The organism is Candidatus Nitrospira salsa (assembly GCF_965152625.1).
This window is the reverse complement of sequence record NZ_CBCUCO010000002.1, coordinates 1,926,914-1,953,811: the sequence shown is the minus strand read 5'-3', so window position 1 is coordinate 1,953,811 and position 26,898 is coordinate 1,926,914. Positions and strand designations below refer to the sequence as shown.

Below are 26,898 nucleotides of genomic sequence, written 5' to 3'. Positions count from 1 at the left end.
GTCGGTGAGAGTGCGATGAGGCACTTTGAGGTGCGGCGATGATGCGTGGCCTCTTGCTGGTCGTGTCGGTTCTTGTGTTCTCGGCGGTGTCTGGCTATTTTCTGTATACCAGGTCAGCCAGTACGTCGGATGAGTATCAAACGGCGGTGCCGTTCTTCGCCGATATTGAACGGACGATTGTGGCGAATGGAACGATTACTCCTCGTCAGGAAGTGGTGATCAAACCACACATTTCCGGCGTGATTAAGGAGATCTATGTGATGCCGGGCGATGCCGTGACGCAGAATGATCTTCTGGCATTGATTCAACCCTATCCCGATCCGATTGATGTGAGTGAGGCGGAGTCCAAACTTCGGGATGCACAAATTCGTTTCAAGCATCAACAGCGGGAATTTACGCGGACGAAGCAACTCTATAAGAAGCGGTATATCCCGCGTGTAGAGTTCGAAGAATCACATATGGAACTTCAACTGGCTAAACAGAACTTAGGCGCTACCCAACGGAATGTGGAAATTGTTCGATCCGGAGCTTCCACGGAACTCGATCAAAGTGCGTCGGAAATTCGGGCCACGGTCAGCGGCTTGGTCTTAGAGCGTACAGTGGAAGTGGGGGCGTTTGTTATTGAGTCCAATGAGTTTAATGTCGGGACAAGTATTGTGACGATTGCCGACATGGCAGACTTACTCTTTAAAGGGCAAGTGGATGAACCCGATGCGGGCTTGCTTGCGGTTGGCATGCCTGTCACGTTAACCGTGGGTGCGTTTCCGGAGGCGACGTTCACCGGGGCCATTGAGTTTCTCTCACCCAAAGCCCTGGTCAAAGATGGACGGACGACGTTCGAAGTGCGCAGTAGCGTCACGTTGAGAGCCGATCGGTTTGTCCGGGCTGGTTATAGTGCGGTGGCCAACATTGTCGTGGCCCGTCGTGAGCAGGTGCTCGCTATTTCTGAGCGAAATCTTCTGTTCAAGGATGGTCAGCCATTTGTGCCTGTAGAAATTCAGCCGAAGAAGTTTGAAGATCGCATGTTAACTCTCGGTCTTTCCGATGGGTTAGTGATTGAAGTCCAAGACGGGTTGCAGGAAGAGGAGCGTTTTCGTATTCTCCCTGTGACTGAATGATCAGTGAGCCGCCTCAGGTTCAGTCATTCGTGCTTGATCCAGGCTGTGATGACGATGGTTCTCGGGTTCCACTCCAGTGTTTCTCCCTACCTTTGAGTTTGTCCGTACTCCTATTTTCTTAGAAACAATCCGCTGTTGTTTCAGCCGTAAGTCAATCGTGCCTTCTGGTAAATGAACATGGAAATCTGGCAAATGAACATATTGATGCGTTGTGATTCTTTTGTAAACTATAGCGAATCTAATTAATTTCCAGTTGTATGTGGAAAGGAGCCCTAGGCGACGGTTGTTGCGTTCTTTTCACAGGGTTGAAGGGATTGCCAATAGTAAGACCGAGTTGCCTCTGAAGTGTTAATTGTAGGTCGCCTAGACAACGTATGACTAAGTCTCAAACATTGGAAGTTACTTGACGCGGCTATAGTGGGACTTTACGGTTGCCATTTGAGATTCTTCGGTGAGGTGAGTGTCGTGCTTGCGAAACGAATGAACATGGATCATCTGTGATGGGTGCGCAGCGAGTTGATGTGAAAACGCCTATGATGGTCGAACATAATTCGTCGACCCTTCCAGGGTTTGTCGAATATTACTACGGGGAACTCGTCGGGTATTTCACCAAAAAACTGGGCTCTTCTTCGCTTGCCTTTGAAGTCATTCATGAAACGTATCTTCGAGTAGAAAAAATCAGTCAGAAGCTCACTATTGCGAATCCGAGAGCTTACCTGTACCGGATTGCGAATAATCTTGCCACGGACTTGTATCGAAAAGAACAAATACGAGCCAAGCATGTCATCGCTGAACCGCTAGAGGAGTGTATTCCGTACGAAGCGCCGTCCGCATATCGTGTGGTGGAAGGTCGTGAACGCCTGGCGCTCCTCCTCAACGCGATTGATGCGTTGCCCCCTCGCTGCCGGGAAGTCTTGATTATGCGGAAATTTGAACAAATGGAATATCACGCGATCGCTCAGGAGCTTGGCATTTCCCGAAATATGGTTGAGAAGCATCTACGTAAAGCCCTCCAGTCTTGCCGCCTGTATCTTGAAAAGGAAAGCTAGGTGGTCACAGAAATTTTTGAGGTGGTTATCTGATCGTCACGCATGTTTATCTAGAATTTGAACATGGCCAAATGGAAAGACGATCATTTATGGTTCACGAGTGCGTTACATTTATTATATTATTGAGAATGAATCTTATTATTGATTTTAATTTTTGCAACTCTGTTGTCTGTGATGTATGAGTTCTAGTCCCACGATCAATGCCCTGGTTCAAGAATATTACGGGGAAATCTTCACGTTTTTAACCAGTCGACTTCGGTCGCGCGATCAAGCCGCAGATGCGGTGCAAGAAACCTTTTTGCGAGTGTTAACAATTTCGTCATCACAACCCATCATGAATGTTCGCGCGCTACTGTATAAAACGGCGACGAATATCACGATCGATCTGTTTCGTCGGGACCAGAGGCAATCCATCCGGAGTGTGAATTTAGATGACGCGCATGAATTGCCTTCGCGGCATGCCGACCCAGAGCGAGTTGTGGTTGGAAAAGAAGACGTGCAAATACTCAGTCACGCCATCGCGGAATTACCGCCTAAATGCCGCCACGTATTTCTTCTGCATAAAGTTCGTGGAAAGTCACACCGTGAAATTGCCGCTCATTTGGGTATCTCTCAAAACATGGTCGAAAAACATATTATCAAAGGGATGGCCCATTGTCGGCAGAGGCTTCATAACTTGCAATAATACTGGGTCCTGTCAGTCTGAACGACTGGATCGTCGCTTCGCAAGCATCTGCATACTGACCTGCTAGAGATTTGTGTCAGGCAGTCGGTTTTTTCTTCCAATCCCTCTATCTCCTTCCCAATCTAGGCAAAATAACTGTCAAAGGTCAGGATAGTTCCGTTCCATACGTCATAATCTTGAGTGCACTGTAAGTTGATCTGCAGGTCGTGGTCAATTGCTGGAAATGTTCCACAGGAGGATCGAGAAGGGCAGTTGAGCAAAGAGTCGCTCGATGACCATGCAGGATGAGTCCTGTTGTTATGCTACAATAATCCCTCACGCATATGTGGACAACGAATGATGTTTGACGATCTTCACCAGCCAACTTTGCCTTCTGTTCGTGATCAAGCGATGGCCTGGAAGGTTCGTCTGCAGTCAGGGCATGCGACGCCGGCTGATCGTCTCCAATTTGAGCAATGGATTAGCGCGGATCCCATGCATCAACAGGAATTTGAGCAGGCTGTGGAGGTATGGGACAAACTAGACCATGTTTCCCCGCTATTAGTTAAAGAGCTAGCCGAAGCTGACATCTATTGGTCTCAGCATAGAGATGGACCATCAACCGATTCGGTAGGCTGGAAAACGCATGGGGGGCACGTGGTCTCGGTCATGGGGTTTGCCGCCCTTATGATTGGCCTGCTGCTGTGGTGGCAGCCGTTTGCCTTGGTAGTACACGAATCGTATCAAACGGCTAAAGGCGAACAACGTACGATTCACTTAGCGGATGGGTCAACGATTCTGATGAATACCGATTCACAGTTGTCGGTTCGTCTTTCCACTGACGAACGTCGGGTCACGTTGAAACGCGGAGAAGCTTTGTTTACTGTCGCGCACGATTCGCAACGACCGTTTGATGTCTATGTGGCCAATGGCGTTATTCACGATATCGGCACAGAATTTCTTGTCCGTCAATCCTCTGTGAAGGTGAACGTGGCCGTTCTTGAGGGGGAAGTCGAAGTGGCCCTCAATCACGCAGAGCAATCAAGAGCGGGAACGCATCCAACCGTTCTTCGACAGGGGGAACATCTGTTTTATACGGCGCAAGGACGACTGTCTGCAGTTGAACCGTTTAATGAAAAAGCAACCGCTGCATGGGCAAAGGGAAAATTAGTTTTTGTTGAAAAGTCGCTCAAGGATGTTCTGAAGGAATGGTCTCGCTACCGAGCCGATGAGATTCGAATTGACGATCCGAAACTGAGAGACTTACCGATCAGTGGCACCTTTCATCTTGATAACATCAAGGGATTTTTACAGGCATTGGAAGATACCTTCTCGATCCGTGTCGTCAGTCGTAACGAGAACCTCATTCTCCTCGCCCGCCAACCCCACCTCTAATCGTCATATTTTTCCTGACAGGGTCTGTGCTCAGCATGGAGCAGATACCAGAAAGCCTCGAGAAGCTGTTATTCGAGTCTGACCCCTTTTTAGAAAAATAAATTCAATTGAAACGTCAGGGTATGGGGATTTGGGGCGTCTTCTCTCTATCGAGCGGTGAAATGTGTACAGTCGACTTGATCGCTCGTGTGAAATTATCCATACATTTTACTCTTTATTTATCGTGGGTATTGCAGAGGACAGAGAACGTCGATTCCCGATCCCACCTTTTTATTTTGAAAGGCTTAGTAGAGACACATGAAAAGAAAGCGTATGAAGTCACAGCGGCGAAAGCTCGCAAGACGGGCAATTGCTAAAGCAGTTCATGCAGTTTTTGAAAGTGCGACGAATTCCGTAACGGCTGGAAGGACTCAGCGGATGGCATGGGGAATCATGGTCGGACTTTCCTCGTTAGCCGTGGGGACCTATCACCCTGCATTGGCGAAAGAAGGAAAATCGTTGCCATCCCGTCATTCCCGTCAACAAGATCCCGAGCTATCCATTGGTGGTCGCCATCATCCAATGTTTGCCGCGCGCCAGGAAGAAGGGGAGCCTGCGCGACTGTCACTGAAGATTCCAGCCGGAGCATTACAGCCAGCATTCTTGGCCTTATCGGAACAAGGCCGAGTGCAGCTCTTGTATCCCTCGGATTTAGTCACGGGGCGTGAAACACAAGGGCTCGAAGGGCTGTATACCTCCGAAGAAGCATTGCAACGATTGCTGCAAGGCACAGGTTTGCAGTACCGCTTTTCCGATGTCGACACCATTACATTGTTTGCACAGGACGATACCGGTGCGGCAGGAGTTGCCGGAATCGCAGGAGCGGCGGCGGGTGCGGGAACTACACAGAAGTCTGACGCTCCTGTTGTCCAAGTAGAGCCGGTAGAAGTGACGGATACGATCACACGGCCTACGGGGTTTTTGCCGCCCGTGGATGGCTACAAAGCAGATCAAACAACAAGCAGCACTCGCACGGCGCTGCCAATTAACGAAACGCCCACGTCCATCGGAGTGGTGACCCGTGATGTCATCAAAGACACCTTTTCCCGCTCGCAGAGCGAAGCCTTTGAGCATGTCAGCGGTGTGACGCGTCGTAACACCACTCGTCTGGGGCGATCTGAACAGTTCAGTATTCGAGGGTTTGGCTCGAACAATCGGTTTGGTTCATTAGGTGCCCTCAGGTCGAACGGGTTGCCAGTCGGCATGGCATTTTCCCCGGACCCCGCACTCATTGAGCGCTATGAGATTATTAAAGGCCCGGCATCCATCGCAGGTGGGGCATCCAGTCCAGGCGGATTGGTCAACCGTGTGACGAAAAGCCCGCAAGATGAGAATTTTGCTACCTCCGATTTTCAGGCGGGCTCCTTCGACTTTTATCGCGGGGTTATCGACGCGAATGGCGTCTTGCCTCAGCATAAAAATGTACGCGGACGTTTTATCTTTGCAGTCGAAGAAGGCGGGCATTTCGTAGATGATATCGATGTCCGGCAATACACGATTGCGCCATCCGTAGAAATCGATCTGTTTGACGGAGCCGGCATCCTACTGCTCACTGGTCACTATCAAAAATTTGATGGCTCAAACTATAAAGGGATTCCGCTTCTGGCGAATGTCGAAATTCCCGATATTCCGCGCACTCACAACATTAGTGGCGGGACTTCCAACGGGGCAGATTTGGACTTTGACGGGCAAAATTATGAAGCTCACTATGTGCACGACTTCGTCAATAACTTGAAACTGTCAATGAAAGGCAAATATTCGCTTTCCGACCAAGTTGACAGAACTCTGTATGCCTATCCCTCGCCAGAACTCCCCCCGAGCGGTGACATGCCTATTTACTCTGGCTTACAACGTAACGAATGGGAAACCTATGCTGGAGAGATCTTTCTTAGTCATGAGTTCGAGGCACTGGGGCAGAAACACGAGGTGTTGGTGGGGGTCGATCATCGTGACCACAAGGTCGATATTTTTGCTGCCAGTACATATATCGGAAGTAATAATATCTTTAACCCCGTTAATGCATTTAATGTACTGCCAGACGATAGTCTTTTTGCTTTTAATAATCGACAGATAGACTTCAAGCAAACGGGGGTTTTTGGCCAGGTCGTAGCCCGTCCTCTTCCGCGGTTGACGCTGGTTGGCGCATTACGACAGGATTGGGCTGAGACGACAGCTGAAGATTTTAGGCGAGATAGAACGAGTAAGGGTGATGATTCCGAGCTTACCGGCCGTGTAGGAGCAATTTATGAACTATTTCCCGGCATACGAATCTATGGAGGGTTTGCCCAGTCCTTTACCGTAAATTTCTTTGGCGTTCAGGCAGACGGCTCGCTCTTGCCTCCTGAAACGGGGGAGAATTACGAGGTGGGCGCCAAGATAGATCTCTTGGACGGGCGCGTTCGTCTGACAACGGCCGTCTTCCGAAACTATCGGCAAAATATCCAGACTGCGGATCTTGGTAACCCAGGATTTGCGCGAGCCGTTGGTGAGCAGCGGCATCAAGGTGTCGAGTTTGACATTAACGGGCAGCCATGGCCAGGCCTGAACCTGTTGGGGCAGTTTTCGATTATCGATGCCAAGGTCACCGACGACAATGGTGGGTTCTACGAAGGGTCCCATCCAGTTGGAATTCCTCGGTCGTATGTCGGGAAGGTCTTCGCGACTTACGAATTACAATCAGGCCCCTTGCAAGGATTCGGCTTTGGCGGGGGCGTCTTCTTTCAGAGCGGGTTTGTGTTGGAAACCTTTGACGCTCCGCCGTTTCCTTCGACGGACGACTACGAACGGGTCGATGCGGTAGTGTTCTACCGGCCGCCTCGGAAGGCCTATGAGTTCACCATTAATGTACGCAATCTGCTGGATGCAACCTATATCGAAAGCGGAGGATTCGCAAATGCATTCAACCAATTCGGCGCTCCAGTAAGCGTCTTCGGGACGCTGCGTGTGAAGTTTGATCCAGATCTAGAATGGACCCCGCCGTGGGCGGATTGAAAAGCGTGAAGCGTTATTCGTGAAAGGTAAAGCGGAGGAAGATGAAAAATACGAGTGAAGCGTTATTCGTGAAGGGTGAAGCGAAATGGGTAGGAATTCGGTCCATGCTTCGTCTTATCCTCAAGCGGAATAGAATGGTGATATCAATCTTGATGGAATCGAATATGTGAGCAGGTCAATGCAGGTAATCCTGTTTCTCTTACGCGCCTCGTGGGGCAAGGTGGTGCTGGCTGGTTAGGCTGGTGTCGTCAGCGGGCTTGGTGGAGCGGGGTTGCTAGCGTTGATTAATCGGGCCTTACACACATCCGGCAACCTGACGAGTCTGGTGTTCTAGGGGTTCTGTGCCATTAACGTGATCGTGTTGGTATCAGGGGTCGGGAGTCTTTTTTCGAATTCTCGGGTTGGTCGAGTGCAAGCAAAGATGCCACATCGTCCTCGACTGTCCGTGGGTGGGCTTGCCTATCATGTGCTCAACCGATGAGTCGGGCGCTTACCCTTGATTGAAACCCCCTGTCGACTATGCTGCCTTATGATCATTAATATAACGTTTGCAAATTCAGTCTATCTTCCTTAGGTGTTGTTGAATACAAGGAAGCTTTAAGTCGTTACTCAAATACGTTGGGTAGAGGCAGAGAGAAGCCTGGAAGGAGCGACGTGGTAAGAGTTGTTTGTGGGTGTTCCAATGTAAATTCTTGGCAGGGGCCATAGCGGCCTTCTTGGAGGCGTTATATTTTGATGCTGTCGAGTTCCGGGTCGGCAATCCAGTATTCGTTGACGCCGTGCTGTTCGTAAAGGGTGCGCTTTAAGCGTTCATTCCGTTGACGCGTGGTTTCGGACAGGATTTCGATGACCAGATCAGGCGCTCCCTGGATGTTTTGACGGGTGATGATGGATAGCCGTTCTGAACGGATGAAGAGTATGTCGGGCTGCACGACATCAGTGTCAGTAAGGACAACATCGGTCGGAGCCGAGAAGATGCGGCCTTGCTTGGTATGTTGAGAATGCTGGAAGATATAACCATGTAGATTGCTTGCAATACGCTGGTGCTTTGTGATGGGGGCAGGAGTCACGTGGTGTTCTCCACCGATGAGTTCATGGCGTTTCCCATCATCAGGAAAGCCCAGATAGTCCTCATAGGTCAATTTGATTGTGCTAGACGAGGTTGTCATGTCAAGCCTTTCAACATCTTACTCTCACTTTATCCCACTAAATTGTCGAGGCGTTCGCAATGTACGTGTGAATGCATGTTGCGTGTATTGGTTTTATTTGCAGAAGGGTTACGACGTGTTTTTAAAATTCAAGAATCATGTCTGATCCTATATCTATGTGACTCTCTGATCCCATATGCCTGCGGTTTTACTCGTGCGACTTTCTTGCAATCACGAAATCCCTGGTGATTAGTACGTGCCCATGTGTGTTTTTATGGGTTGAGAGTTGGAGGAATGTTGATAGGTATAATATAGTAGGTGTGCGTTGTCTCTGTCGTGGAGACACCTTGCGTGTGCGGAAATTTGAATATTTATTTTCTTTAACAATTCAATTGTTTTCGGCGAATTTATACGTATTTACACCTATTTACGGGAAGTTTATGAAAAAATAAATGTATTTTAGAGGGCAGGAAAACGTTGTTTCATTCGTCTTAGTTTATGTGGGGGTGAGTATATATTGGTGGGCCCTTCTGACTGTTTGCGAAAAGGGATGTTTGGAGCGTGTGTGGGTTCGTCAGGCCTCAGCTATCAAGCTACATAAACACCTCTGCGTGTTTTCATCCTTCATAGACACATTCGTATTTTGTGAAACAAGAAAGTTCGATATGCGCTGTTCTTGCCGCTGTATCTGTCATGATCATTCATGATCGGCCTCATACTTGGGATGTCGTGAGGTCTGCTAGTCATGAGTGATCGAAGTGACGGGTTTCCCATAAATTCCCCGCAAGCCGTTCACGGATGGCTGCTTTCGGTTGTAATCCATGCCGGTCTGATCGCGGGTATTGTCTTGACCATGTCGCAAGTCATGGAAGTGAAAAAACCAGATCCGTTTCGATTGGATATTTCACTCGTGACGCTACCACCTGAACCTGTGAAGCAGCCTCAAGCTGTTCAAAAAACTCCTCAGTCCAAGCCGGTGGTTCAACGACAGCCTGTTGAACAAAATCCTGTGAAACAGGTTGTTCCAAAGACGCCCATTAAACAAGAGCCGGTCAAGCAGAAAGTCGTTCAGGCGCAACGCCCTCAGCTTCAGCCGATAAAGCAGCCGATCAAGCAGCCGATCAAGCAGCCGATCAAGCAGCCGATCAAGCAGCCGGTCAGGCAACCTGTCAAGAGTGTGACAACTCCGATTCCTCAACCAAAGATTGCTCCGACTCCTGTGAGGCAGACGATGGTCGCTCAAGCTCAAGTACAGCCAACCCTTCAGCCTACTCATCATCGTGCGGTGGCGGTGAAGTCCGCGCCGATCGCTACCCCAGCACGCGAAGCTAAGAGTCAGCCGTCGGTTCAGCAGATCCCAGTGGCGTCACGAAATGGGGCCAAACCCACAACTCGTACCATTGAAGCTCGATCGCCAAGCTTAAAGCATATGTCGGCAATTGTCACCGGGTCGATCAGCCGATCGGCACCGCGTGTGAAGCCCTCTCCTGCTCCTGCGCGTTCGGTGTCGAAAACTCCTGTATCTGTTCAGAGGAAGGCGCCTCCAGTCAAATCGGTCTCTCGCCGATCTGTTGAGCGCACGGTGATCAAAAAGAAACAGACAGAGATTGTGAAGCGTGCGTTGGAGAAGACTCCATTACCTTCCGCTGATTATGGGTGGGTTGCCGATACGCTTTTGAAGAGAGTGCAACAGTTAAAGCGGTACCCGTCTCGTGCACGAAGAAAAGTCTGGGAAGGGACTGTTGAGCTACGCGTGTTAATTAATGCCGCTGGCGAGATTCAAGAGGTGCAACTCCTCGAAAGTTCTGGCCATAACTTGTTGGATGAAGAGGCTCTGAACACGATCAAAATGGCGTCTCCGTTGACGTTACAACATCGAATCCAGCATCCAATTGTGATGGTGGATCTTCCGATTGTGTATAAATTGAATTAATGCGTTAACCGAGGGGGCAGGCACTTCAATTGTCTGTGGATACGTCAGAGGCTGTACCGGGAAGTGCTTGGGTCATGCGTTCAACGCGGGCTTTGTGTGCATCGAGGGTTCTCCGTACACAGAGTATCGATGTTAATCATTATTGATGTTTTCATTCGTTCTACTAATACGGAGGTCTCTTATGAGTCGCATGAATTCAGTCTTGTCCTGGTCCAGTCTGTCGCTCATCGGTAGTCTGATGGTCGTGTGTAGTGTTCTGAGCGTACCTTTTGTAGTTGAAGGGGCACCTCCCTTTGAGGCGATCGTCATTGATGCGGAAGGTGTTGAAAGTCAGATCCAAAACTTTCGTTTTTATTATGAAGAGCGATTGGATGAGACCGCCTTTGTTCCTCATGAATTGCACCATGTGCCTGTCAAAAAAGGTGCGGCCACCATTCAGGTAAAATTTTCCTCGATCGAAGAAATTCATGTTCAACCGAATGGCAAGGAGCCCGAACTGACCGTTCATTTAACGAATGGAAAAACAGGGAAGTTTCCGTTAGGAATTGACGGGCGATTTCGTGGTGATTCAGATTTCGGCGAAGTTGATTTTCACCCATCTGGGATACGATCCATCATTTTTGCAAAGTAAGCTGTTGAGACATTTGTCGAGTTTTTGATCAATCTGGTGTTGTGGGGGCAACTGTTTCACCGAAGAAAAATTCTGCTTATGTTGGAGAGGATGCTTGAATGAGCGAACCGATGATACAGCTTCAACAGGTGAGCAAAGCATACAAGGATCACTCAAGTGTGGTTCCCGTTTTGCGAGGTATTGATCTTACCATTGCGCAGGGTGAGTTTGTTTCCATCATGGGTCCTTCAGGATCAGGAAAATCCACCCTGCTGAATATTTTAGGGATCTTTGATCATTATGATACTGGCCTCTACACGTTAGCGGGAACACCGATCAAAGATCTTTCGCAATCGCAAGCCACCATCTATCGCAACACACTCTTAGGATTTGTGTTTCAATCATTCCATTTATTGCCGTTTAAAACGGCACTTGAAAATATCGTTTTGCCGTTGTCCTATCAAGGGGTTCCACGGGCTCTTCGTCAAGACCGAGCCCGAGAGTACTTGGAACGAGTGGGGCTAGACCATCGTGCCGATTATTTCCCGAATGAGTTATCGGGAGGAGAGCGTCAACGTGTGGCCATCGCTCGAGCCCTGATTACATCCCCCAAAGTGATTCTTGCCGATGAACCGACTGGCAATCTGGATACGAAAACTTCGGATGAAGTCATGGATCTCTTCACGCAGTTGCATCAATCCGGTGTTACCATTGTGCTGGTCACACATGAACCAGACATTGCCCGGCAGACAGAACGCTTGATCAGAGTCAAAGACGGAGTTATCGAGACGTCCTCCTCCCCCCATCCTCTGTCCACATCTACACTCTCGATGACCGTGAGTAGTCCTGTCGTTTGAAAAGAACCTAAAGGTTCTGCCTGAATCTGCTTGCCACACGACCTCGTCAGAATGAAGTCGCATCTCGTTGTTCGTGCCTGTGCACTGTAACGATCCGGCGCGCAAGCGTGAAGCGTATCGCGGAACAGGCAAAGAGACGAGTGTCTAACGAGATGCGAGCAACGAACGACGAGATACGAACTATGGGTGCGTTTTTGCACAACGAAATCCGATGGTGGCTTCACGTTGTTGCGGAAATGCGCCACCGCGCGTAGCGGTCCTGAGCATCACAACCTTACTTTTCCATGACCCGCCACGCACGCTTTTGTAGCGACCACTCTTAGGGCCGGTCGGGTTTCGATCCGGCATGATTGGATAGTAGTCCGATCCGAACCAATCCTCTACCCATTCGGCGACATTCCCGGCCATATGATACACCCCAAAGACACTCTGTCCTTCGGGATAGCTATCGACTGCGGCGACCAGTGGAATTTGATGCATATGATATTGTCCGAAGACCACAAGAGTCTCAGTTGGTGGGTCTTGTCCCCAGGGAAAGGCTCGTCCTTCCAACCCTCGTGCGGCTTTTTCCCATTCGGCTTCGGTTGGTAACCGTTTCCCTTGAGCTTGGCAAAATGCCGAAGCTTCTTCCCAGGTGACGTACAAGGCTGGCCATGGTGCCAAAACTTCGTCTGGAATGAAATGAACGTCAATCAAGTGCCAGATCAATTCTTGCAATTCGTCAGAGACCATGTGGTTGTGCTGTTGATGAAACGCGAGGAATTCTCCGAGTGTCACTTCATATTGATCAATGTCAAATGCCTTAATCCAAATACGACGTTGTGGAAATTCGGTGTCATCGTACTGTGTATCGACATTGAACGCATCGGCATCACGCCGTTCGGTTCCCATAAGAAATGGACCAGCTGGGATCGACACCATTGGTGATGGTTTGGCAAATGACGCAATCCCTTGCAGATGTGGTTGGAGCGCGGGGCGTACGTCGGAAGAAAAGGCAAAGCTGGAAGTGAGGAGCAAGCTGATACTGCACCAGAGCATGAGTCTGACCCATCGCCCTCGATGAGTGTTTCGGTCCAGATGTATAGCAAAAAGATGTTTGAGTATGCACATGTCTGGCATATGTCTATTAGGAACAATCATGAAGAGTCGCTATAGCCGTTTCAGCTATTCCGAATCGGTAGAATACCAAATAGCTAAATTTTAATATTCACTACGTGATATTCAAGGTCAATTGTTGTCAGAGCATCCTCTGCTCATAGACGGAAAATTAATTGGATTCGTTGTAGTGTATCAAGGTTTACCTGATTTGTGCGAGAGCCTCGGATAGTAGTTATTCTCAAGAACACGTACGACAAGCCTGGATTGAACAAAAGAATTATTTTAATTTCCGTAAAGTGTTCCTCAAATTATAACATTTCTTTATTTTTTTCTGGAAACGACTCCCTCTTCTTTGCTATTTTCACCAATCCGTTCCATTCACAATACCCCTCTGTGGTTTCATTCTAGTCATTTAATTCCCAGAAGGAGGTTTCTTATGATTCGTCGAATGTTGTTGGTGGTAGCGTGTGTTGTTTGTGTTCTTCTGGCAACGTCGGCTGTGACATTGGCTCACGATGAGCAGACGTGGACTCCCGAAAGAGTCTCTGCATTAATAGGAAAAGTTGTGAAAAAGAAAATGAAGTTCCCGGTAAAGCTCTCAACTGGTAAAAGTTTTGAGATGGTGGGATTTTTTTACTTTAAGGTGGAACGTGTCAAGGGCTGTTTGTCGCACACCGAACGAAAATGGGTGATTGCATGTCTTATGAAGAAGAACGGGGGTAAGCAGCCAGTTCAGACAGTTATTCATGGACTGACCTATAACCACCGATACTGGGCTAGCAAGAGATTCAACGGTCGGAGCTATTCATATGCTCGTTTTATGGCCAAGAATGGCTTTGTGGTTTTGGCTCTTGATTTGCTGGGTAGTGGAAAATCTGATGGGCCAGATGGAGATTTACTGAATATCAAAGAATCCTCTTTCACCATCGCACAAATCCTGTTAAGTCTGAAAACTAAGAAAAATCCGCTTCAACGTTCTTTCAAAAAAGTGATTGTGGTTGGTCATTCTTTAGGTGCAATTCTGAGCGTGGCAACATTGGGGACTTTTCCTCAAGCTGCGGATGCACTGGTGGTGACGGCATGGGCCTTCGCTCCACATGTTGTGCTACCGCCAGATCTTTTAGCCGCTGCTTTGCAAAATCCTTATGTTCAGCTCCCCCCTCAACTGCGCGAAGATTTGTTTTACTTTTTGCCAAAAGCTGATCCTGCAGTGATTATGTTTGATAATAGCAAGATCGCAGATCAGACCCCCAGGGGTATTTTCACGCAAGGCCTTCCATTACTCGAAGCCATGGCAAGAGGAAATGCCAACGACATAGCGTTTATCAAGGATTTCTCTCGGTCGAATCGGATTCGGGTTCCAGTTCTGATTCAACTTGGCGAGTTTGATGTCATCGCTCCTGCGAGACTCGCTGATCAAGAAGCAAGTTTTTATCCACGTGCCCCCAAGGTCAAGGTTCAAACGCTTTCAACCATCGGGCATTCATTTAATTTGCATGTCAATAATCGAGAAAGTTGGAAACGTATCGTGCAGTGGTTGAGATGAACGGTTTCTCGATCCAGTAAGAGAGCACCCTGACGTCATGATTACCTATGATGACGTCAGGGCTATTTGGCAAATGTTATTGGATCAACGGGTTTCGCTTGATCTGATCTTGCCGAATATTGTATTCCTTCTGATCAACTTTCCCGTTCTTGAGATCTTCATCGATTCGCTCTTTCTGTGTTTTTAAATTGTACTCGTAGCCACCCGCGTCTATGGCGGCTCCGTCAAATGCACCTAATGCGGCGCTTCCTCTGCGCTCGAACATCCTGGTCCTGGGTTCAGCATTAGCACAAATGCCGCACACAAGAATTCACGCGTGAAGCACCTTTTTGAGTAGAAATGATGAAAGATGAGGTCTGGTGGTGAGGGGTAGGCACATAGTATTGAGTCGATACCAGCGTGTGACTCAAGAAATGTCTTTGTGTCGTGAAGCCGATGCGACCGTTTCAGTTACCAATACCAGTCTGGGTAGAATTGTCCTGCATGAAAGCCAAGGTGAGGTTGAAAGAAACGTCGGTAATATCGCGGCGGACCGAAACCATAGTATAGCCCTGAGTAACTGCGTATTCGAGGATAACGATAATTGTTGAAACGATCTTCACGATTCTTGATTTGTTGCTGAAGCACATTGTTTAGGTCGTGTTGATGATGAACGTCATCCTGCAGCTGTTGTGAGCTTCGCTTTTCTGTATTGAGCTGGGTCTCTAATTTCACAATCTTATCTTGTTGAATTTCAATGTAGGCGTAGAGGCAGTTCAAATGAGCGCCATTGTCATAGGCTAGGCATTCCTCGGGTGATTGAAAGCCATTGGAAGAAACAAGGGTTGGGGAGATGAGCAATGAAATGATCCAGGTTAAAAGAAACGTGTAAATCCAGCGCCATGAAGAAGGAACGCACTGTTTTGGCGACTGTGTCATTATGGTGAACCTCTGTGAGACTTGTCTCCGATTGGATATTAAAGTTGACGTATCATATTGATAGCGTATCACTTGAGGTTAATATGAGACAAGCTACGGGCTTCATTACTCGCGACAATGCAGGGATGTCGAGATGTGTTTCGCAGAGCTTAATTCGAGAATGACGCCTCCCTGTCTAGCTCAATAATCTCAATGCGGTGGATCAATGAAAAGGCCTAGTATTCTCAACCATGAGACATGACATTTTTCGCGCGATAGACCCCAATGTCCTAGTCTCGATGTGCATGGACTACCTTTTGCTTAGTTTTTATTATGGTGCTGTCTATCCCAAGGTTTTAATATGAAATGGAATGTTTGAGTGTGTTATTGCGATGGACAGTCATGTGTCAGGTAAGCGTGAGGTGTGAAAAGGTCCGGAGCATCATATGCAATAATTGCGCGTTGAAATTGGAATTCTAAGCTTTTCTGCTCTCTCGTGAATTCCTTGCTCTCAACGTTCCTGGGTGCTGCTTGACATTGGGTCAGATCGAGTGCAATCTGAATATCTGGCATATCAAATACTACAGGGACTGCTCAATTCTTCGTTTTACTATACTGTGTGGTTGAAGTGTCCACGCGAGTGGTTCTTCTTCTAAGATTCCTCACTGTCGTAAGCCATGCCGACTCAATCTTTTTCTACTGTCATGTCGGGTGATGAACACGGTATTTCTGCAGAGCCAGAGCATGTGTACGCTCGGCAAGTGGAGCAATTGTATGCACAAGCCCCCATTGGCATGGTGGCGTCGTTAGTCAATGCCGCTATTCTTGCGGGTATTCAATGGGATGTCGTCTCGAACCAGCACATTCTGATCTGGTTGGGTTTTGTGCTCGCCATCAATCTCGTCGGTGGAGTCCTGACCTATCAGTATCGTCAGCTCGCAAAGACAGGGACGCAGGCTCAGGTCTGGGGCTCTCGTTTTTTGGCCAGGAGTATTGGGTCCGGTATGGTCTGGGGGGCATTCCCCATCTTGCTCTATCCGCATAACTCTATCCCTCATCAAATATTTTTAGGCTTGATCCTCGGTGGCATGGTTGCTGGTGCGACGGCGGTCTTTGCGGCCTCCAAGGAAGTCTTTCTCGCGTATAGCGTGTTATCGATTATTCCAATTATTCTTAGATTCTTATCTGAAGGGAGTCACTTTCATCTCGCGATGGGTTTGGTCGGGGTCTTATTTCTGGTGATGATGATCATGACCATGCGACGAAACCATCAGGTGCTGATGAATGCGATCCGCCTTCACTTGGAAAATTCCAGTCTGATCGCGCATCTTTCCAATGAACGTAATAAAGCGAAGGACCTGAATCGCGTGCTGTCTGAAGAAGTCAATGCCTGTCAAGTGATGGAACAAGAACTTGTTCAACATCGCGATCATCTTGAACAATTGGTTGAAGATCGTACTTATTCTTTACGAATATCGGAAGCTCGATTTCAGTTTCTCGCTGAAAATATTACCGATGTGATTTGGGTGATGACCTTGGATGGAAGACGTTTCAGTTATATGAGTTCGTCAGTAGAGCGTATACTTGGATATTCGAGAGAAGAGGCCATGGGACTTTCGCTAAAGGATCTATTGACGCCGCGTGCTTTGGAAGCGGCGAGAATCGTGATTGATGAAGAACTCGCAATTGAACAACAGAGCACGGCCAATCCATTCCGGTTTCGAACCTTGGAACTTGAACATCGGTGTAAAGATGGATCGAGCATTCTTGCGGAAATTCAGGCGAGCTTTATTCGGAACGAACAGGGTACAGCTATTGGATTTGTTGGCGTGACTCGTGATGTGACCGAACGCAAAAAGGTTGAAGAGGCGCGACGACAGATGGATTCACAATTATTACGGTCACAAAAAATGGAGGCGATCGGGACACTCGCGGGTGGCATTGCGCATGATTTCAATAATTTGTTGACAGGTGTGCTCGGGAATATCTCCTTAGCTAAAGATTTCTTATTGGAAAAAAGCTCGGAATATCATTTTTTGCAAGTTGCAGAGTCTGAGAGCCTTCGTGCGAAGGCTCTTTCACAGCAGCTCTTGACGTTTGCCAAGGGTGGTGAACCGATTAAACAGGTGACGTCGTTGGAGGGGCTTGTCAAGAATACAGTCGAGTTTTCATTGTCGGGGTCGGCCGTGGCCCGGGATTTTGTGTATTATGATGAACCGCTTCGATTCGTCGAGGTTGACGCGGGGCAAATCAGTCAGGTTGTCCAAATCATCGTGACGAATGCGGTCGAGTCTTTCTCTCATACTGGACATCTTTCCGTTCATGGTGAAAATTTTGTCTTTGACAAATCCTCACCTTCATCTGTCGTTCCGGCTCCGTCCGGATGCTACGTCAAAATGTCTTTTTCCGATAATGGGTCGGGGATATGTCCTGACGACTTGGCAAGCGCTTTTGATCCCTACTTTACGACGAAATCCGATCATCATGGATTGGGATTGACTTCTGCGTATACTATCATTAGTAAGCATCAAGGTTATATGACCATTGACTCGGAGGTAGGTGTTGGAACATGTGTATCGTTTTATCTTCCGGCTTGTTTCGAGGAAACCGCTGTCGCATCGTCGACTCCTTTTGGGAAGAAGAGCGGAGCAGGAAAAGTCTTGGTCATGGATGACGAAGAATCTATTCGGGTGCTGGCCAGTGAGATGCTCCGTACGTGCGGGTATCACTTTGAAATGGCGAAAAACGGAGAAGAAGCCGTCACGTTGTATCAACAAGCCAAAGAAACAAATGCCCCATTTTCAGCAGTCATCCTCGACTTAACGGTACCTGGAGGATTAGGCGGAAAAGAGACGATGGTGCAACTGTTGCAAATTGATCCGAACGTCAAAGCGGTGGTGTCGAGTGGTTATTCCAATGATCCGATCATGGCTCAATATCAATCGTTTGGATTTCATGCCGTCATGACGAAACCCTATTCGTTAATAGAACTCAGTGACGTTATGTACCGCCTCGTGATGGAGATTCCCGACGAATAATCTCCAAGGCAACAGGTAATGTGAAAATTCAAGAAGTAGTCATGCGCGAGATAATCTCGTTGTTGACCTTGCACGTATCATGTTGAATCGCCTTTCTCCGGTTCCTCTTCACATCGTTTGCAATTCAACTGTTTCCCGAGATGAGCACGGCGCCCTTCCTCTGACACGACCCAAGGACGGACGCTCCATGGCGGATTATGTCGGACGTGTTGTCCGTGTCCGCAGGCTAAATCAGCGACCCAATCGCCAACGTCGTCGAGATGGAAGCCAATAATAGATTGTTGCATATGGTTTGTGATGGTTGTCGGAAGAATGATCCTCAAGGTTCCATTTGTAAATTCTGTAGGTTTCAATCGATCACAGTAACACGTCGGCGTTTCTCTTTCACTTCTTACGAGAAAGAGATTTGACGTCTAACCAGTCTCGCATCCAATCCCCCAAGACATTAATCGCGAAGACGACGATCATCAGTGCGAAGCCCGGCGCCATGACGACATGTGGGGCGACGAGCATGTAACGGGTTCCATCGCGTATCATGCTGCCCCAGGATGCATCGGGAGGTTGGACGCCTAAGCCTAAAAATGAGAGGCCGGCTTCAGCGACGACAATACTGGCGACGCCAAAACTCAATTCAATGATTAAGGGAGCACTGAGTAAAGGGAGTAAATGGCGAAACATGATTCGTCCAGATGATGCGCCAAGTGCACGTGCCGCCATCACATGATCTGCGTCTTTAAGGGCGAGCACTTGGGCTCGGGCTAAACGAGCATAGCCGACCCAGCCGACGCAGACCAGAGCGAAGACCACATTTATGATACTCGGGCCCATGACTCCTGCCAATGCGATGGCAAGGAGTATCCCAGGAAAAGCCAGGAAAATATCAATGATTCTGATTAGGAAATGATCCATCCACCCACCCCAATAAGCTCCGACGATTCCGATACAGCTTCCAAAGATCGAGGCAATCAAGACAACTGATAGGGCCACCACAAAGGAGGTTCGAGCTCCGATAATCAATCGATCGCTGATTGAACGTCCAATATCGTCATGCCCGAGCCATACTGTTGTAGAGGGTGGCGTCAAGATTTGTGTCAAATCGATATGGTTGGGTGAAATCGGTAATACCGGACCGACGATCGCGACGCTGCTCCAAATGAATAGAATGAAGAGAGGAATCCACAGTCGAGTCATGAGGTCCCTCGAAGACGGATGCGGGGATCGGCCCAGGCATAGAGCAAATCCGTCAAAAGATTAATGCCGATGTACATCACGCTGATACACAAAATCGTTGCCTGAACGATAGGATAGTCACGCTGTTGAATGGCTTCAATCATCAATGATCCGATACCTGGCCAGGAAAAAATGGTTTCAGTAATTACCGCACCGCTGAGCAGGGCGCCGAACTGAAGTCCGAGTAACGTCAGGACAGGGAGGAGGGCGTTACGCATGGCGTGGCGAAAGACTGTCCGAGTTTCGCTCAGGCCTTTGGCATGTGCCGTCCGTATGAAGTCTTCATGAATGACTTCGAGTAACGCACTTCGAATCATCCGAGATAGGATTGCGGCCATGGCCGTTCCAAGTGTCAGCGCGGGGAGGATCAATGAGAGCAATCCGTCTCGTCCGCTGACAGGGAACCAGCCTAACCATAAGGCCCCGACCATAATCAACAGAGGCCCAAGCCAGAAATTAGGAATGGAGATTCCTGCAAGTGCGAACGTCATCGCGCCGACATCGATGAATGTTTTTTGACGCAGTGCCGCAAAGAGGCCAAGCGGCAAGGCGATGAGGATGGCAATGCCCATTGCGCCAACTCCAAGCTCCAACGTGGCAGGTAATCGTTCGAGTAAAATGTCAGTGATCGCGCGGCCTGAATGAATGGACCTGCCGAGATCAAACTGAAAGAGACCTTGGAGATATTGGAAGAGTTGGATGTGCAAAGGAAGATGAAACCCCATCGCGTTTCGCAGTGCTTCTTTGTCCGTGGGATGCGCCGTTTCACCCAGCATGACATCAACGGGATCTCCTGGAATGAGATGGATGAGAATGAAGACCAGGCAAGCCACGCCGAAAATAATCAGGACAGCACTAGCGAACCTCGCAAGAATAAATCTAGTCATACAGGTCAAGAGTCATGCTGAGTGACGAGTATGGTTGATGGTGACCGTGTCACGGTGAGAAGTCCATCATAATTTCCATCAGAGGAAAGGACATAGCCGCGGATGTGACGACGAGCAATAAAGACGTGTTCCTCAAACCATAAAGGTACATACGGAAGCACGTGGAGAAGGTGTGATTGAAGCTGTTGATAGATTGCTCCTTTTTCCTGAAGATCCTGTGTCGCTTGTGCCTGTTCGATAAGGTGATCGCTATGGGCATCGATAAACCTTCCTCGATTGGCTCCATATGGTGGAACGGAGTCACTGTGAAATACGTACCGAAAAATATCTGGTGTTTTTAGCCCGACCCACGAAAGGCTATACATTTGAAATCGACCAGTTTTGATGTCTCCGTAAAAAGTTCCCCAATCGTGACTCTGGATAGAGGCTTCAATCCCAACTTGTGCCAGTTGATCTTGCACAATGGTTGCAAGTCTTAAACGAATAGGGTCAGTTGAGGTTTTATACGAAATGCGAGCTGGGTGAGTATCATTGTATCCAGCTTGTTGTAACAAGATCCGAGCCCGTTGTGGATCATATTCGTACCCGGACAGTGTGGTGTTCCCAGCCCAATGTTCTGGTGGAAACAATGCATTGGCAGGGTGAGCCGTATCATTTAAGAGGTGATGAATGATACTGGTTCGATCGATGGCATGAGCAATGGCTTGGCGAACGCCGTGTTGTCCAACAACGGGATCTTGCAGGTTAAAGCCAAGATAGGAGAATGTGGCTCCCGGTCGCCTTTGAATGTGAAGATTGTCGTTTTTTTCGAGGAAGTTCGTTAGTTCAGGCGGAAGGTCATTTTGTATCATATCAATTTCCCCTGCCAACAGCTTTAAAATTCTGACCGTTGGATCAGGAATACGAAGAAATTCCACGTATTGACGATCTACTTGCCTCATTAGCCGCCAATGTGTGTCATCAGATCGATTGATGAAGGTAAAGGGGCCGTTTCCAATCGGGTGCTCATGGAAGGGGTGACGACTGTGAATAAGGTTCGCTGGGAGAATGCCGATAACAAGATAGCTAGGAAAGAGCTGGTCAGGTTTGTTGAGATGAAAATCGACGATGTCATCCGTGGGCGTTTGGATGTCTGATATCAGCGTGAGGGAACTGCGGTGCGGAGACATGTTGTTCGGGTTTAAGATGAAATCATAGGTGGCTTTTACATCATTGGCGGTGAGCTTGTGTCCATGGTGAAACGCTTGTCGAGTACCCTCTAAAGAAAATCGATAGTGGGTTGGAGAGATTTGCTCCCATGTCGCGAGGGAAGGAATTGGTCGAGCCGCTTCGTCGAAATCGATAAGACGGGAGTAGAGCAGGCGATTCAATCGTGCCGAAGTGGCGTCGGTGGCAAATCGTGGGTCCAAGTTTGCTGGAGTATTCGCAAGTCCAAATCGGAGGGTGTTATCTGGAGGCGGCTCCGAACACCCTAAGAGAAGAGCCAGGATCGTCAGGAGCAACAAATGTTTGAAGACAATGAGTTGCGGGAAATTGCTGTGAGTGAGTACGCACGCCATGGATCTTATCTAAGGATACCGTATGTGACGGATTTCTCCAACTCTCATGGACTCGTGAGGCAAGGGTCCAGGAAAGTCGGAGTCAGTCATCAATATTTCTGATACACAATATTTACCGTTCAATCGAACACGTGGAGATGATTTATGAGTAATGCTGTCGGGCTCGTATCGAGGCCAGAGGTGAATAGAGTTTCTTCTCTTTCGTCGAACACTCCTGTCGCTCCTGCGTCTCTGAAAGAGACAGGGCTGTCTGAAGAACTTCTGGCCCAGCTTCTCCTGAAAACACTTATTGCAATGGGTGAGTTGACAGAAGCGACCGGGGGAGAACTCTTGAAATTACCCTACAGTGTGATGAAGGAACTGTTCACCATTCTTCAAAAAGACAAGCTCTGTGAGGTTCGAGGTCATGGCGAACCGCTTGGGGTGCTCTACCGGTATACGCTCACTGATGAGGGCAGACGGCGGGGACAAGCGTCTATGGAGATTAGTCGGTATGTCGGTCCAGCTCCCGTGCCACTCTCTCATTATGCGAATATGATTAATCGTCAACCGATTGGCAAGCTGAAAATTAATCGAGCGATCGTGGAACAAGCCACGGCTCACTTAGTGCTTCCTGAAAAAACGGTGGAACAAATTGGCGAAGCGATTAATTCTGGCTGGCCGATTTTTCTCTACGGCCCTCCCGGCAATGGGAAAACCGTGATTGCCGAAGCCATCGGACGGATGTTGAAAATGGTTGGAGGCGGAGAAATTTATATACCCTATGCTGTTGAAGTCGATGGACAAATTATTCAGGTTTTTGATCCGATTTCCCATGTGACTACTGGTGCTCCCCCTGAATCGCCACATTCGTTTATCGAAGCAAAAGTTGAACGCGATGCACGATGGGAATTATGCCATCGACCTGTGGAGTTTGCAGGTGGAGAGTTGACTATGGCGATGTTGGATTTGTCATTTAACCCCATCGCGAAATATTACAAGGCTCCGCCTCACATTAAGGCCAATGGCGGCGTTTTTCTGATTGACGATTTCGGTCGTCAACTTGTTCGTCCGCGGGATTTGCTCAATCGGTGGATTGTGCCATTAGAGAAACGGGTCGATTATTTAACGTTGCATAGTGGGAAGGTTTTTCAAATTCCCTTTGATACGATTGTGATTTTTGCCACGAATCTTGAACCACAAAAATTAGCCGATGAAGCCTTTCTTCGACGTATCCGAAACAAGGTATATATTGCCGATCCTTCTCGGGAACAATTTACGCATATCTTTAAAGTCGTGTGCGGGCAAAAAGGTGTTCCGTATATGTCTGAAGCCGTGGAATATCTGTTCGAGCATATTTATAAAAAATATCACCTGAGTATGAGAAGCTGTCATCCTCGTGATTTGGTTGAGCAAATTGTGAGTATTGCGAAGTTTAAAGATATTCCTCCGACGCTTGATCGAGCTCTTCTCGACCGTGCCTGTCATACGTATTTCTTTGTGGAAGAAGAGCAGTCGGGTGTTGAGGATGGAGACTATTAACGAGAGCTGGCATTCTCCATTCGATATGAGATTTTCTTGATTCAGATTCTGTGCGTCGATGACCTTCCTGTCAAATTAACGGCATCCCCGATATCACAATTGATAGGGGTGAGTTCCGCATTTTCCTTTGTATTTGCCCATATCATTAAGGATTCTCACCTCTCGTGAGAACGAAATTCCAGCCTTTTTCATTTTTAAAGATCCTGCTACACTTCTGATCATTAGTGTCGTGTCATGAGTCTACACGTGAGGTGTGAATCATGACCATCTTCACTGCACGGGCCATGTATAATCTGATTTCATGCGTCTCACGCATCTATTGCTCCTACTTCACTCAACAAAAAACGAAGCTGAATGGTGATTCCAGGTGTTTTCATTGTGTGCTGCTCGGCTGAACTTCTTGTTTGTCTAAAGCCAATGAGTCATGATCGTAGGGCTCTGTGTTTTCCCTCTTGTGGGAATAGCCTGGTCTTCTGTAATTGTGATGGAAAGATGAAGATGAGTCTACGGCGATAGAGGTATGCAATGACGATGACGGTCGAATTCGTGAGATGAAATCTCTGTAGCAATTAACAATCTAAGAAAGGAATGCCGTGTTATGGCACAATCTGTACTGGTTGTTGATGATGAACCCGATATCCTGGAGCTTGTCCGGTTTCACATCGAAAAAGAGGGGCTTCATTGTTTGGAAGCGATGGAGGGTGAGTCCGCGCTTCGTCTGGCACGTGAGAAAAAGCCGGATCTGTTGATTTTAGACCTCATGCTGCCAGGTGTCGATGGATTGGAAATTTGTCGAATGCTGAGAAAAGATCCCGCAACGGCACATATGGCGATTATTATGTTGACAGCCAAGGCTGAAGAAGTGGATCGAATCGTGGGGTTGGAAATGGGGGCCGATGACTATATCGTCAAACCTTTTAGTCCCAGGGAGCTTGTTGCGAGAGTCAAAGCTGTGTTGCGACGTGGTCGAGAACCGGTCGGAATCCAGGTCAAGAAGGTCGGGACATTGGATGTTGATGAAGCGAAACATCAGGTTCGAGTCGCCGGTCAATTAGTTGAATTGACCGTGAAAGAATTTAATTTGCTCTGTGCCCTCATGGATGCCAATGGTCGAGTCTTGAGTCGCAATCAAATCCTTGAGTCAGTGTGGGGATATACGAATGCGATAGATATAGAATCGCGGACGGTTGATGTGCATGTCCGACGGCTTCGCGAAAAACTTGGGCCTGAGCAAGTGCGGGTTGTGACGGTAAAAGGGGTCGGGTACCGATTCAATGCAGAAACCGAATAAACGTCGCCAAAACTAAAAGATGAGAAGCCAATTGCAGAGAAAACTGGCCGTCACGCTTGTTGTTGTCATGGCGATCGGGATTAGTGCTGGCTGGGGACTCTCCTTCATGAAGATGTCTTCTGGTCTTGCGGTGTTCGTTTTGTTGGCGCTTGTCTTTGGAGTGGCGCTGTGGCTCATGAAGCAATGGTTGTCCCCGATCTCTGAAGTGCAACGCGCAGCTGAGGAGCTGGCTCTCGCATGTGACTTCCGAGAGCCAATTTCCGAGAGTGGAGACGAACTCGATGATCTCCGGCGGATGTTGACACATCTGTCTGCGCGTGTACGTGAGCGAATGCACACGCTCGAAGGTGAACGAGCCAAGGTCACCACCATCCTTGACAGCATGGTGGAAGGGGTTATGGCACTTGATGTACAAAGACGAATAATAGTGGCCAATCCGAGTGTTCGACGAATTTTGAATTTCACTCAGGACCAGTTAGAGGAATATTCATTGTTAGAAGTTGTCCGAAATCGTGAGCTGGCTGATTTAGTCGAGTGGTGCCAATCCCTTAATCTATCAGAACGCTGCACACGAGAGGTGGTTCTCACGATGCCTCAGCGTCGAGTGCTTGAGGTCAATGCGATGCCATTGGCATTAGCTGACCAGCAACGTGGGTTAGTCTTGGTGCTGCATGACATTACGGAACTTCGCCGTTTAGAAAAAGTTCGTGCAGAATTTGTCGCCAATGTGTCGCATGAATTACGAACGCCATTGACCGCGATCAAAGGATATTTAGAAACCTTGCTCGATGAAGCATCTCCAAACCCTGAGATGTATCGACGTTTCTTATCAGTGGCGTTAACGCATGCTGATCGATTAGGACGGCTCGTAAATGATTTAATGAATCTTTCAGATATTGAAACAGGTAAAATTACCTTAAAACGAGATTCTGTTTTATTGACTGAAGTGGTCAACGAGGTCGCCGGTATTTATCAAAATGAAGCAGTCAAAAAGGGCGTGACGATTATCAGTCAGGTTTCTCCGAATATCCAAGTGTGGGCAGATCGAGACCGTTTATCGCAAATTCTCATCAATCTAGTCGATAATGCCGTGAAATATACGGCAACGGCTGGCGAAATTAATTTTTCTACGATAGAGGGAACGAATACCAATCACATTACCTTACGAGTTCAAGATACGGGACAGGGTATTCCTCCGGTCGATTTACCTCGTATTACGGAGCGATTTTATCGAGTCGATAAAGCTCGATCTCGTGAAGAGGGTGGAACCGGTCTTGGTCTTGCCATTGTGAAGCATCTCGTCCATGTCCAAGGGGGAACGATTCAAATTGACAGTGAATTAGGAAAGGGAACCACTGTGGATGTTTCTTTACCTACTAGTTTGCCCATGTGACGCCATCTCACGCGTTTAAGAGATTTTCTCCCACGCCAGCCAAGCCTGGACCTAGTCGCCGGAAGGCATTTCCAATTCTCCACGTAGAGACGTTTTCGATACGACGCAGATAAAAAGGGTTTCATTCCATTGCTTGAATTCTCACGTGCGACGCTTAGACTGGTGCGACACATCTATCGTCTGTCTTGGCGTGAACGTGTGACGGTTTCACATTCAAAACAGGCAATTTTACACTAATGTAACGTTTTGCACCTTGGCCTGTAATATTCCAGGGCTATCATGCCTCAAGCTCACGAACAACATTCTCTTTATGGAGGTTCGTATGGAACTGTTAATGGCCCAACAAGAACCATTCGAGAAAGCTTCCGACCCGGAAGACTCAACTATTCATGAAAAAGTGTTACGGTCGCTTCAATTGTACGGACCGATGCCAGTTGAAGAGCTGGTCGAAAAAACTCCTCACTTCCGATGGATGGACGTCCTGAGAGTAGTAAGTCAGCTTTGGGGTGAAGGCCGGCTTGAATTAGAGCAGTACCAAGGTCAATTGATGATTCTGTCAGTTTCGGGAGGCGATTGTGCAAAAAAGGCTGGAAATCCAATGCGAAGATGGACTGAAAGTTTGGTGAGTTAACAG

The 26,898-nt window shown here is 48.1% G+C and carries 22 protein-coding genes; 14 read left to right on the top strand and 8 right to left on the bottom strand.

Annotated features, from left to right (window positions below):
- The first annotated feature begins 38 nt into the window (after nt 1-38).
- From ACWQXP_RS10750 to ACWQXP_RS10730, 5 genes are all read left to right on the top strand, one after another.
- Nucleotides 39-1,118 carry an efflux RND transporter periplasmic adaptor subunit gene (locus ACWQXP_RS10750; RefSeq protein ID WP_454062817.1) on the top strand — a complete coding sequence of 360 codons (1,080 nt, stop codon included), beginning with the start codon at nt 39-41 and terminating at the stop codon, nt 1,116-1,118.
- A gap of 500 nt (nt 1,119-1,618) precedes the next feature.
- Nucleotides 1,619-2,167: a sigma-70 family RNA polymerase sigma factor gene (locus tag ACWQXP_RS10745; RefSeq protein ID WP_454062816.1), complete on the top strand. Its 549-nt coding sequence runs from the start codon at nt 1,619-1,621 to the stop codon at nt 2,165-2,167.
- A 178-nt stretch (nt 2,168-2,345) separates the two neighbouring features.
- Nucleotides 2,346-2,852, top strand: coding sequence for an RNA polymerase sigma factor (locus tag ACWQXP_RS10740; RefSeq protein WP_454062815.1), 507 nt, complete (start codon nt 2,346-2,348; stop codon nt 2,850-2,852).
- A gap of 336 nt (nt 2,853-3,188) precedes the next feature.
- A complete protein-coding gene (locus tag ACWQXP_RS10735; RefSeq protein WP_454062814.1) occupies nt 3,189-4,226 on the top strand; it encodes a FecR family protein in 1,038 nt (345 codons plus the stop codon).
- 312 nt (nt 4,227-4,538) lie between these two features.
- Nucleotides 4,539-7,256, top strand: a complete 2,718-nt coding sequence (locus ACWQXP_RS10730) for a TonB-dependent siderophore receptor (protein ID WP_454062813.1) — start codon at nt 4,539-4,541, stop codon at nt 7,254-7,256.
- Nucleotides 7,257-7,981: 725 nt separating this feature from the next.
- Here ACWQXP_RS10730 and ACWQXP_RS10725 read toward each other — a convergent pair.
- A complete protein-coding gene (locus tag ACWQXP_RS10725; RefSeq protein WP_454062812.1) occupies nt 7,982-8,425 on the bottom strand; it encodes a Uma2 family endonuclease in 444 nt (147 codons plus the stop codon).
- A gap of 724 nt (nt 8,426-9,149) precedes the next feature.
- Between ACWQXP_RS10725 and ACWQXP_RS10720 the strand changes: the two genes are divergently transcribed.
- The 3 genes from ACWQXP_RS10720 to ACWQXP_RS10710 all read left to right on the top strand — a co-directional run bounded on the left by ACWQXP_RS10720 (nt 9,150) and on the right by ACWQXP_RS10710 (nt 11,804).
- On the top strand, nt 9,150-10,337 hold the full coding sequence (locus ACWQXP_RS10720) for a TonB family protein (protein ID WP_454062811.1): 1,188 nt from the start codon (nt 9,150-9,152) through the stop codon (nt 10,335-10,337).
- A gap of 181 nt (nt 10,338-10,518) precedes the next feature.
- The gene (locus tag ACWQXP_RS10715; RefSeq protein WP_454062810.1) at nt 10,519-10,968 is read left to right on the top strand and encodes a hypothetical protein; all 450 of its coding nucleotides are present in this window, start codon (nt 10,519-10,521) and stop codon (nt 10,966-10,968) included.
- Nucleotides 10,969-11,078: 110 nt separating this feature from the next.
- Nucleotides 11,079-11,804 (top strand): ABC transporter ATP-binding protein, encoded by a 726-nt coding sequence (locus tag ACWQXP_RS10710; RefSeq protein WP_454063027.1) that lies wholly within the window; start codon nt 11,079-11,081, stop codon nt 11,802-11,804.
- A 180-nt stretch (nt 11,805-11,984) separates the two neighbouring features.
- Here ACWQXP_RS10710 and ACWQXP_RS10705 read toward each other — a convergent pair whose 3' ends face one another.
- On the bottom strand, nt 11,985-12,944 hold the full coding sequence (locus ACWQXP_RS10705; RefSeq protein ID WP_454062809.1) for a formylglycine-generating enzyme family protein: 960 nt from the start codon (nt 12,942-12,944) through the stop codon (nt 11,985-11,987).
- A gap of 394 nt (nt 12,945-13,338) precedes the next feature.
- Here ACWQXP_RS10705 and ACWQXP_RS10700 point away from each other — a divergent pair, with 394 nt between their 5' ends.
- Entirely contained in the window at nt 13,339-14,448 is a 1,110-nt protein-coding gene (locus ACWQXP_RS10700) for an alpha/beta hydrolase (RefSeq protein ID WP_454062808.1), read from the top strand.
- Nucleotides 14,449-14,524: 76 nt separating this feature from the next.
- Here ACWQXP_RS10700 and ACWQXP_RS10695 read toward each other — a convergent pair whose 3' ends face one another.
- Both ACWQXP_RS10695 and ACWQXP_RS10690 read right to left on the bottom strand, forming a co-directional pair.
- A complete protein-coding gene (locus ACWQXP_RS10695) occupies nt 14,525-14,713 on the bottom strand; it encodes a hypothetical protein (RefSeq protein WP_454062807.1) in 189 nt (62 codons plus the stop codon).
- 185 nt (nt 14,714-14,898) lie between these two features.
- Entirely contained in the window at nt 14,899-15,366 is a 468-nt protein-coding gene (locus ACWQXP_RS10690) for a hypothetical protein (RefSeq protein WP_454062806.1), read from the bottom strand.
- Nucleotides 15,367-16,022: 656 nt separating this feature from the next.
- On the opposite strand from ACWQXP_RS10690, the gene ACWQXP_RS10685 reads away from it, so the two are divergent.
- Complete coding sequence (locus tag ACWQXP_RS10685; RefSeq protein WP_454062805.1) at nt 16,023-18,383, top strand: PAS domain S-box protein; 2,361 nt, start codon at nt 16,023-16,025, stop codon at nt 18,381-18,383.
- A gap of 77 nt (nt 18,384-18,460) precedes the next feature.
- Here the strand turns inward: ACWQXP_RS10685 and ACWQXP_RS10680 are convergent, their stop codons facing one another.
- The 4 genes from ACWQXP_RS10680 to ACWQXP_RS10665 all read right to left on the bottom strand — a co-directional run bounded on the left by ACWQXP_RS10680 (nt 18,461) and on the right by ACWQXP_RS10665 (nt 22,059).
- Nucleotides 18,461-18,670, bottom strand: coding sequence for a DUF3565 domain-containing protein (locus tag ACWQXP_RS10680; protein ID WP_454062804.1), 210 nt, complete (start codon nt 18,668-18,670; stop codon nt 18,461-18,463).
- Between the two features lie 97 nt (nt 18,671-18,767).
- Complete coding sequence (locus ACWQXP_RS10675; RefSeq protein WP_454062803.1) at nt 18,768-19,574, bottom strand: ABC transporter permease; 807 nt, start codon at nt 19,572-19,574, stop codon at nt 18,768-18,770.
- Entirely contained in the window at nt 19,571-20,500 is a 930-nt protein-coding gene (nikB, locus tag ACWQXP_RS10670) for a nickel ABC transporter permease (protein WP_454062802.1), read from the bottom strand. Before nikB ends, ACWQXP_RS10675 begins: the two co-directional genes overlap by 4 nt.
- 5 nt (nt 20,501-20,505) lie before the next feature.
- Nucleotides 20,506-22,059, bottom strand: a complete 1,554-nt coding sequence (locus ACWQXP_RS10665; RefSeq protein WP_454062801.1) for an ABC transporter substrate-binding protein — start codon at nt 22,057-22,059, stop codon at nt 20,506-20,508.
- A 144-nt stretch (nt 22,060-22,203) separates the two neighbouring features.
- On the opposite strand from ACWQXP_RS10665, the gene ACWQXP_RS10660 reads away from it, so the two are divergent.
- From ACWQXP_RS10660 to ACWQXP_RS10645, 4 genes are all read left to right on the top strand, one after another.
- Complete coding sequence (locus ACWQXP_RS10660; RefSeq protein WP_454062800.1) at nt 22,204-23,580, top strand: hypothetical protein; 1,377 nt, start codon at nt 22,204-22,206, stop codon at nt 23,578-23,580.
- Nucleotides 23,581-24,178: 598 nt separating this feature from the next.
- A complete protein-coding gene (locus ACWQXP_RS10655) occupies nt 24,179-24,871 on the top strand; it encodes a response regulator (RefSeq protein WP_454062799.1) in 693 nt (230 codons plus the stop codon).
- Nucleotides 24,872-24,902: 31 nt separating this feature from the next.
- Nucleotides 24,903-26,264 (top strand): two-component system histidine kinase PnpS, encoded by a 1,362-nt coding sequence (gene pnpS, locus ACWQXP_RS10650; RefSeq protein WP_454062798.1) that lies wholly within the window; start codon nt 24,903-24,905, stop codon nt 26,262-26,264.
- Between the two features lie 322 nt (nt 26,265-26,586).
- Complete coding sequence (locus ACWQXP_RS10645) at nt 26,587-26,895, top strand: hypothetical protein (RefSeq protein ID WP_454062797.1); 309 nt, start codon at nt 26,587-26,589, stop codon at nt 26,893-26,895.
- The last annotated feature ends 3 nt before the right edge of the window (nt 26,896-26,898 follow it).

Coding starts and splice junctions, on each gene's coding strand:
- ACWQXP_RS10750 (WP_454062817.1), top strand. CDS start 39: ATGATGCGTGGCCTCTTGCTGGTCGTGTCGGTTCTTGTGTTCTCGGCG.
- ACWQXP_RS10685 (WP_454062805.1), top strand. CDS start 16,023: ATGCCGACTCAATCTTTTTCTACTGTCATGTCGGGTGATGAACACGGT.
- ACWQXP_RS10645 (WP_454062797.1), top strand. CDS start 26,587: ATGGAACTGTTAATGGCCCAACAAGAACCATTCGAGAAAGCTTCCGAC.
- ACWQXP_RS10710 (WP_454063027.1), top strand. CDS start 11,079: ATGATACAGCTTCAACAGGTGAGCAAAGCATACAAGGATCACTCAAGT.
- ACWQXP_RS10715 (WP_454062810.1), top strand. CDS start 10,519: ATGAGTCGCATGAATTCAGTCTTGTCCTGGTCCAGTCTGTCGCTCATC.
- ACWQXP_RS10745 (WP_454062816.1), top strand. CDS start 1,619: ATGGGTGCGCAGCGAGTTGATGTGAAAACGCCTATGATGGTCGAACAT.
- ACWQXP_RS10665 (WP_454062801.1), bottom strand. CDS start 22,059: ATGGCGTGCGTACTCACTCACAGCAATTTCCCGCAACTCATTGTCTTC.
- ACWQXP_RS10690 (WP_454062806.1), bottom strand. CDS start 15,366: ATGACACAGTCGCCAAAACAGTGCGTTCCTTCTTCATGGCGCTGGATT.
- ACWQXP_RS10660 (WP_454062800.1), top strand. CDS start 22,204: ATGAGTAATGCTGTCGGGCTCGTATCGAGGCCAGAGGTGAATAGAGTT.
- ACWQXP_RS10730 (WP_454062813.1), top strand. CDS start 4,539: ATGAAGTCACAGCGGCGAAAGCTCGCAAGACGGGCAATTGCTAAAGCA.
- ACWQXP_RS10695 (WP_454062807.1), bottom strand. CDS start 14,713: ATGTTCGAGCGCAGAGGAAGCGCCGCATTAGGTGCATTTGACGGAGCC.
- ACWQXP_RS10705 (WP_454062809.1), bottom strand. CDS start 12,944: ATGATTGTTCCTAATAGACATATGCCAGACATGTGCATACTCAAACAT.
- nikB (WP_454062802.1), bottom strand. CDS start 20,500: ATGACTAGATTTATTCTTGCGAGGTTCGCTAGTGCTGTCCTGATTATT.
- ACWQXP_RS10680 (WP_454062804.1), bottom strand. CDS start 18,670: ATGCAACAATCTATTATTGGCTTCCATCTCGACGACGTTGGCGATTGG.
- ACWQXP_RS10735 (WP_454062814.1), top strand. CDS start 3,189: ATGATGTTTGACGATCTTCACCAGCCAACTTTGCCTTCTGTTCGTGAT.
- ACWQXP_RS10740 (WP_454062815.1), top strand. CDS start 2,346: ATGAGTTCTAGTCCCACGATCAATGCCCTGGTTCAAGAATATTACGGG.
- ACWQXP_RS10720 (WP_454062811.1), top strand. CDS start 9,150: ATGAGTGATCGAAGTGACGGGTTTCCCATAAATTCCCCGCAAGCCGTT.
- ACWQXP_RS10725 (WP_454062812.1), bottom strand. CDS start 8,425: ATGACAACCTCGTCTAGCACAATCAAATTGACCTATGAGGACTATCTG.
- ACWQXP_RS10675 (WP_454062803.1), bottom strand. CDS start 19,574: ATGACTCGACTGTGGATTCCTCTCTTCATTCTATTCATTTGGAGCAGC.
- ACWQXP_RS10655 (WP_454062799.1), top strand. CDS start 24,179: ATGGCACAATCTGTACTGGTTGTTGATGATGAACCCGATATCCTGGAG.
- ACWQXP_RS10700 (WP_454062808.1), top strand. CDS start 13,339: ATGATTCGTCGAATGTTGTTGGTGGTAGCGTGTGTTGTTTGTGTTCTT.